This is a genomic window from Negativicutes bacterium, assembly GCA_018052945.1.
GTDB lineage: Bacteria > Bacillota > Negativicutes > JAGPMH01 > JAGPMH01 > JAGPMH01.
This window is the reverse complement of record JAGPMH010000058.1, coordinates 1-7,746: the sequence shown is the minus strand read 5'-3', so window position 1 is coordinate 7,746 and position 7,746 is coordinate 1. Positions and strand designations below refer to the sequence as shown.

The 7,746-nt window shown below is 33.0% G+C and carries 8 protein-coding genes; 7 read left to right on the top strand and 1 reads right to left on the bottom strand.

Features of this window, described 5'->3' with window-relative positions; genetic code table 11:
• From KBI38_07595 to KBI38_07565, 7 genes are all read left to right on the top strand, one after another.
• A partial coding sequence (locus tag KBI38_07595; protein ID MBP8629917.1) for a bifunctional oligoribonuclease/PAP phosphatase NrnA occupies positions 1 to 165 on the top strand: 165 nt, incomplete at its 5' end.
• Positions 162 to 1,034 carry a tRNA pseudouridine(55) synthase TruB gene (gene truB, locus KBI38_07590; protein ID MBP8629916.1) on the top strand — a complete coding sequence of 291 codons (873 nt, stop codon included), beginning with the start codon at positions 162 to 164 and terminating at the stop codon, positions 1,032 to 1,034. The genes KBI38_07595 and truB, both read left to right, overlap by 4 nt.
• Before the next feature lie 25 nt (positions 1,035 to 1,059).
• Entirely contained in the window at positions 1,060 to 1,977 is a 918-nt protein-coding gene (locus KBI38_07585) for a bifunctional riboflavin kinase/FAD synthetase (GenBank protein MBP8629915.1), read from the top strand.
• Positions 1,978 to 2,106: 129 nt separating this feature from the next.
• On the top strand, positions 2,107 to 2,373 hold the full coding sequence (gene rpsO, locus KBI38_07580) for a 30S ribosomal protein S15 (GenBank protein ID MBP8629914.1): 267 nt from the start codon (positions 2,107 to 2,109) through the stop codon (positions 2,371 to 2,373).
• A gap of 121 nt (positions 2,374 to 2,494) precedes the next feature.
• On the top strand, positions 2,495 to 4,600 hold the full coding sequence (locus KBI38_07575; protein MBP8629913.1) for a polyribonucleotide nucleotidyltransferase: 2,106 nt from the start codon (positions 2,495 to 2,497) through the stop codon (positions 4,598 to 4,600).
• A gap of 212 nt (positions 4,601 to 4,812) precedes the next feature.
• Positions 4,813 to 5,382, top strand: a complete 570-nt coding sequence (locus KBI38_07570; protein MBP8629912.1) for a hypothetical protein — start codon at positions 4,813 to 4,815, stop codon at positions 5,380 to 5,382.
• A gap of 19 nt (positions 5,383 to 5,401) precedes the next feature.
• Complete coding sequence (locus KBI38_07565; protein MBP8629911.1) at positions 5,402 to 5,890, top strand: hypothetical protein; 489 nt, start codon at positions 5,402 to 5,404, stop codon at positions 5,888 to 5,890.
• Positions 5,891 to 7,381: 1,491 nt separating this feature from the next.
• Here the strand turns inward: KBI38_07565 and KBI38_07560 are convergent.
• The gene (locus tag KBI38_07560; protein MBP8629910.1) at positions 7,382 to 7,744 is read right to left on the bottom strand and encodes a pentapeptide repeat-containing protein; all 363 of its coding nucleotides are present in this window, start codon (positions 7,742 to 7,744) and stop codon (positions 7,382 to 7,384) included.
• Positions 7,745 to 7,746: the final 2 nt, after the last annotated feature.

Sequence of the window (7,746 nt, the reverse complement as noted above, 5' to 3'; positions counted from 1 at the left end):
AGAGTTAGTATGAGATCGAAAAATACTGATGTCAGTAAAATTGCTGCTAAATTTTCTGGTGGTGGTCATAAAAGAGCTGCTGGTTGTACGATAAATAAGTCTATTCTTGAAGCTAAAGAGGCAATAGTTACGGCAATAATTTATGAAATGGAAAATAGTAAATGAGTACAAGTGGATTTATCAATGTCTTAAAGCCAGCGGGAATGACATCACATGATGTTGTTTCCTTTATTAGAAGAACATATGGCTTAAAAAAGGTTGGACATGCTGGAACTTTAGATCCTGCTGCCGCTGGAGTTTTACCAATAGCGTTAGGTTCAGCAACTAGGTTAATTGAATATATTACTGATGCTGATAAAGGCTATCGTGCAGAATTAACTTTTGGATATAAAACAGACTCTGGTGATGATATGGGTGAAGTTATTGAACAAATCAATAATTTTAAGATACCTTCACAGCAAGAAATAGATACTGTGCTAAAACAGTTTATCGGAAGAATTCAACAAGTTCCGCCAATGTACTCTGCAATAAAAGTCAACGGTCAAAAATTATATGAATTAGCACGACAAGGGAAAAGTATAGAAGTGCCGACTAGATTAGTTGAAATTTCAACAATTAAGATGATTAATAATAGCGGTGAAAAATTGCTATTTGATGTTACTTGCTCCAAAGGGACATACATTAGAACCTTATGTATGGATATTGGTGCAAAGCTTAATTTACCAGCAGTAATGTCTTTTTTAATTAGAACAAGAGTAGGTAAGTTTACGCTACAAGAAGCTGTAACATTAGAAGAAATTGCGGCTGATCCTCAAAAAGCATTGCAAAATGTGCATAGTGTTCTTAATTTTATGCCAAAAGTAATACTGACTAAAGAACATAGTCTTGCTTTTAGTCATGGACAAATTATAAAAATTGAGCAGCTTATCAAGAATAGTGTCATTGCTGTTTATAATGAAAATGAAAAATTAATTGGCATTGGCAGTAATGTTGGGCAGTCGTTATTAAAACCGGTAAAAGTATTTAATTTTTAAGTTTATGCTTTTTAGGAGTGGAACTATGGAAACTTATTCATCAATTCCTAATTTAACAGAAAAAAACACCAAAACAGTAATTGCGCTAGGTACTTTTGATGGTATTCATTTAGGGCACAAAGCGATTATTAATAAGGCGATAACTGAAGCTAAAAGGTTAAAAGCACTAAGTGTTGTATTAACTTTTAGTAATCATCCTCTTAGTATATTATCACCACAAAACTCGCCACTTGTTATCACCAGCCAATTTGAAAAAGAAAAAATAATATCTTCTTTGGGTGTTGATATTTTAATTAATATGCCGTTTACGACTGATTTTTTAAAAATTACACCATATGATTTTGTTAAAATGGTTGCCAGCTTATTGCAACCACAAAAAATTGTAGTGGGGCCGAATTACTCATTTGGTTATAAAGGTGCTGGAAATCCTGAGTTATTAAAAAAACTAGGGTTAGAATTTGACTTTTCAGCAGAAATATTTTCGCCGATACTATATGATGATCATATTGTTAGTAGTACTTTAATTCGAAATTTAATAACTGAAGGAAATATTGATCGAGCTAATATTTTATTAGATCGTTTTTTTAAGGTAACAGGCAGAGTTACTCATGGAGATAAAAGAGGTAAACAAATTGGCTTTCCAACTGCTAATATAAATATTACTGAGGGACTAGTAGTACCGATGAATGGCGTATACGCTACTAAAGTTAACTATTGTAATGAAGTTTTTAATGCCGTTACTAATGTTGGAGTCAATCCGACTTTTAAGGGAAACGATCGACGAATCGAAGTTCATATTTTAGATTTTGACAAAAATATTTATGGGCAAGAAATTGAAGTTGAGTTTATTGGCAAAATTCGCTCGGAAAAGAAGTTTTCGGGTGCGGATGAATTAATTGCACAAATTAAAAAAGATTTAATTACTGCAAAAAGATTTTATTAGTTTACTTTTTATAATCATTGTGGTAACATATTATATAGTGATTTTGACCTTTAGCTAGGATAATCGCTTCTCCAGCGGTATCGTGGGTATTGGTTACATTTACAATTTAATTAATAGGAGGAATTTATAATGTTAACAGTTGAACAAAAACAACAATTAATCGAAACTTATCGTACACATGAAGGTGACACTGGATCACCAGAGGTACAAGTTGCATTATTAACAGCTCGCATCAGTTATTTAACTGATCATTTAAAAGAGCACAAAAAAGATCATCATTCACGTCGTGGATTATTGAAAATGGTTGGTCAACGTAGACGTTTATTAAATTATTTACGTAACATTGATATTGAACGTTACCGTACAATCATTGCTAAATTGAATTTACGTAAGTAAAATATAAGCGGGAGTATTCCCGCTTTTTATTTTTATATATTTTTAGAGGGAAAATATTTTTTTATGTCGAAAATAACTTTTTGAGATAAATATAAAGGTGAATTGTATAGGAGGAAAATTCATGCATAGTTTTGAGATGCAATTAGGCGGTAGACCGCTAATTATTGAATCAGGTAAAATGGCTAAACAAGCTGGTGGCGCAGTACTAGTGCGTTATGGTGATACTGCTGTATTAGTAGCAGCAACTGCTTCCAAAGAGCCAAGAGAGGGAATTGACTTTTTCCCATTAACGGTTGATTATGAAGAAAAATTGTATTCTGTTGGTAAAATTCCCGGCGGATTTATAAAACGTGAAGGACGTCCTAGTGAATCTTCTATTTTAGCAAGTCGTTTAATTGATAGACCTATTCGTCCATTATTTGCGGATGGCTTTAGAAATGATGTTCAAATTGTTGCAACGGTATTATCAGTAGAACAAGATAATGCCCCAGATATTACAGCCATGATTGGTGCTTCTTGTGCGTTATCCATTTCCGATATTCCTTTTGAAGGACCAATTGCGGGAGTAAGAGTTGGACTAATTAATGATGAATTTATCTTAAATCCAACTACTGCTCAGCAAAATGAAAGTGAACTGAACTTAGTTGTGGCTGGATCTTATGATGCTGTAATGATGGTGGAAGCTGGTGCCAATGAGTTATCAGAAGAAGTAATTTTAAATGCGATTATTTTTGGTCATGATGCAATAAAGACAATCATTGAATTCCAAAATAAGATTGTTGCTGAAATAGGCAAAGAAAAACGCCAAATGAAGCTTTTTGAAATTCCTGAAGAAATTATAACTGATGTTAAAGATTATGCACTGGAAAAATTAGATAAGGCGTTAAGAAATCCTGATAAATTAGCTCGTGAAGCAGAAGTAAGTGAAATTAAAGCTGATGTTGCAATGTTTTTTGCTGAAAAATATCCTGACGACGCAAAAAATATTCAATTAACATTGCAAAAAATAGTTAAATCACTTGTTCGTAAGATGATAACAATTGAAAAAATTCGTCCTGATGGTCGTGAAATTGAAGAAGTTCGACCGGTATCTTGTGAAGTCGGGTTGCTAAACAGAACTCATGGTTCAGGTTTATTTACAAGAGGACAAACTCAAATTTTGACAATTACTACATTAGGGGCTCTAGGTGATGAACAAATCCTTGATGGATTAGGAGTAGAAGAGTCTAAACGTTATATGCATCATTATAATTTCCCGGCATTTAGTGTTGGCGAAACCAGACCTTCTCGTGGACCAGGTCGTCGTGAAATTGGACATGGTGCCTTAGCTGAAAGAGCGCTAGTTCCTGTTTTACCAAGTACAGAAGAGTTCCCATATACATTGCGTTTAGTTTCAGAGGTTTTGGAATCAAATGGCTCAAGTTCGATGGGAAGTGTTTGTGGTAGCACTTTATCATTAATGAATGCTGGTGTACCGATTAAAAGACCAGTTTCTGGTGTAGCAATGGGATTAGTGAAAGATGGAGATTATTATACTATTTTAACTGATATTCAAGGCTTAGAAGATGCTTTAGGTGATATGGACTTTAAAGTAGCAGGCACAACCAAAGGTATTACTGCTATTCAAATGGATATAAAAATTGATGGTTTAACCAGAGATATCTTAAAAGACGCATTAGCACAAGCAAATCGTGGGCGTTCTAATATTTTAAATAAAATGTTAGAAGTGATACCTGAACCAAGTAAAGAATTATCACCATTTGCTCCAAGAATAATTACAATGAAAATTAATCCTGATAAAATCAGAGATGTAATTGGTCCTGGAGGGAAAATTATTAAAAAAATTATTGATGAAACTGGCGTTAGTATTGATATTCAAGATGATGGTAATGTCTTTATTGCTGCAGTAGATGTTGAAGCTGGGAATAAAGCTGTTAATATTATTGAATCATTAGTTCGCGAAGTTGAAATCGGCGGAGTATATAATGGTAAGGTTACTCGCTTAATGGCTTTTGGAGCTTTTGTTGAAATTTTACCAGGCAAAGAAGGTCTTGTGCATATTTCACAATTAGCACTGGAACGAGTAGAAAAAGTTGAAGATGTAGTGAGTGTTGGCGATGAAATTATGGTGAAAGTTACGGAAGTGGATCGTCAAGGCAGAGTAAATCTTTCTAGAAAAGACTTACTAAAAGCAGCCACAGAAAAAGAAGCACAAGTAGCAGAATAATTTTAATTTAAAAGATATAAAATGGTACATTGTACTATTTTATATCTTTTTTACTTAAAAACGTTGTTGTGTTTACACTTGTATATTTATAATGTAAAATGTAAATATACAAGTGTCTTTTTATAAATAAGATAAATAAGATAAAAAACAGTTATTAAGCTTAATTAATAACTGTTTTTTTATCTTATTTATATATGAAAGAAGGTTTAGAAATGAGTGTTATGACTAATGAAAATTTACCATTATGGAAAATTGCTACAAAAATGATTATAAATCCTGGTGAGGTTGTTAAATTTCAAATGGCTAAAGTTCCCTGGCCGTTCAGCCTAATGATCTCAGGATTAGCATTTTCATTATTTTTCTTACAAACTGCATTAGATATGTATCGAGTAGGAAAAATTGATGAAACGCTTTTAATTGTAATAACAATATTAGGCTTTATTTATGGTACAGTTGGTATTACTTTACTGGCTATTTTAGTATGGGCTTTATCGCAAGGCGGAGAGGAAAAATACAGTATTAAATGGGCTATTTCTACCTTTGCACTTGGTTATTCTGCAACTTTGATATACTCAGTAATTGGTTTGATTTTTTCTTTAACATTAGGTTGGAAAACTGCTGTTGCGTTTGGTGTTACTGGATTATTATGGGCACTTCGTCCAACTATAATGACAATACGACAAATGTCTGGTGGAAAAGTTCCTTTTAGCATTGCTGTTTCTACATTATGTGGTGCAATTTTACTTTTAGGATGGTCATTACTTAGTTTTTTTGCAGAATAATAGATTGAGGTGAATAATTATGAATTTAGGATATAAAAACAACTCTTCACTGAAAAAAATAAATTACATTGAATCTTATCTATGTTTTTTTACCTTTGGGTTTTTAGTTGGAATAAGTAAAGAAGAATTTAATATTATTTCATTATTTTCTTCAATAATATTTTCATTAATATTTGCATTTTTATTTATAAAATTAATGATCTACATCTTTTTAAAAATAAATAAAGATATTTTTTTTGATGATAAAATCATGATTCCTTATGAAGCAGTTAAAAATGGAATGATGTTTATGATACCTTTCACTATTTTAGCGGTATTAGCTTCAATTATCTTGGGTTGGGACTCAATAATGCCTTTTGCTAGTGCCGCGATTATGAATGCAAGTTCTGCGGCTGGAATCGAACTTTCCAAGAATGGAGCAAAAGGTTTTAAAAATATCATTTTACCAACATTACTATCATTTATATTTTCTACTGGCTGGATGCTAGTTATTAGCATTTTACCTTAATTACTGGAGGTGGCAATTATGATAAAAATATTAAGAAAATTCAAAACAAGTATTGCACTAATACTATATTTTATATTATTAGTTCCTACAGCTTTTGCGGCTGGAATTGGTGATGTAGTGACCGATGTTTCAAATAATTTGGTTACACCTGCTTACGATTTCGGAACAGAAGATGTGACTGGACTTAATATCCAAATGCATATGGCTTCTGGTAAATATGGTAGTGGTATTGGTGCACTAAGTGTTGTTGGTCCTGTTGATAGCAATGGTATGAAAGCTTTGCTCACTAGAGTAGTAGATGTTGCTGGACAAACAGGTGTAAAAACAACACCATTAAAAGGTGGAGAAGTCCGCGAATATAGTATGAGTAATGGTATTGGATTGACGGTTCAATTACCGGATTATTTAATTACAGTTGAAATATATGAATCTGGCAATTCTGCCAGTGCTGATATGCAAACTGCTAAAATATTAGCGCAGAAATTATTAGATGGATTGGAAAAAAACGGTTTATTAAAACAAGCTGCTCCTAAAATAAGTGAAGATAGCAACTTAAATAAAAAGCAAAATCAATCTTCTTCTAATACTGAATATAAAGATAAAGTGTTAATTGGTGAACCTAAAGATAAAGGTATTGTTATACTAAATACTGACAATACCGCAGGAGTTTCAAATGGACCAACAGCACCAAATATATTTAAAATTGATAAACCACACTTATTGACATATATTAGAAATTATCATTGGAATAATGGTAAAGGTGCAACGCCTGGAACTATTTCTCTTAAGGATCAAAATGGGAAAATTTATGGCCCGTGGCAAGCGCAAGGTACACCAGGCATGGGTGGTATTTCAAATGCTAATTGGGAAGTTAGCCCTAAAATTATTTTACCTGAAGGAACTTATACTATTATTGATTCTGATCCGAAAACTTGGTCTACAAATGCTCAATCTGGTGGTAGAGGGATGGGGCAGGTTCACGTAACTCCTAACTATACAACTTCTAATAATGAAGATTTTTCTAATCTTAATAAACAGGCACAAGAGACTGGTGGAGTCGGGGCAATTGGTAATATTCCAGGACCAGATAGTGTTACGGAAGCAATAGTTGGTGTTGCGGTTCCAGGAATAATTGCAACGGCTTTAAGTGCTTTATCGGGAATTTCAACTGGTGGATTAGGTGGATTTACTCCTCCGCCAACTGGTACTTCTAATATTCGGTTATCCTCTAGCAATTCTGTTCCTAGTAGTCAAAGAACGACTTCAACTACAAATATTTCTGATATTAATGTTTTAGGCAGAAAAAGACGAGAAGACGAAAGTTTTGTTGCTGAAGATAAACAAACAATCATTAACAGTGAAGTTAATACTAAAATAGCACTTAATATAAATGATTCAAATCAAACAATAAAAATAGATACAAGTGCTTTTGATTTTTCTGAAAAAGAAAACCTAGATACTGTTGAAATAAAAACTGTTGAGCCAAATATTTCAAAAGACGGATTTAACAAAGACGGCTTTAACAAAGATGGATTCAACAAAGATGGCTTTAACAAAGACGGATTCAATAAAGACGGCTTCAACAAAGATGGCTTCAACAAAGATGGATTCAATAAAGACGGCTTTAATAAAGATGGATTCAACAAAGATGGATTCAATAAAGACGGCTTCAACAAAGATGGCTTCAACAAAGACGGCTTTAACAAAGACGGCTTTAACAAAGACGGCTTTAACAAAGACGGCTTTAACAAAGACGGCTTTAACAAAGACGGCTTTAATAAAGATGGTCTTAACAAAGACGGGTTTAATAAAGGCGGATTTAACAAAGATGGATTCAATAAAGACGGCTTCAATAA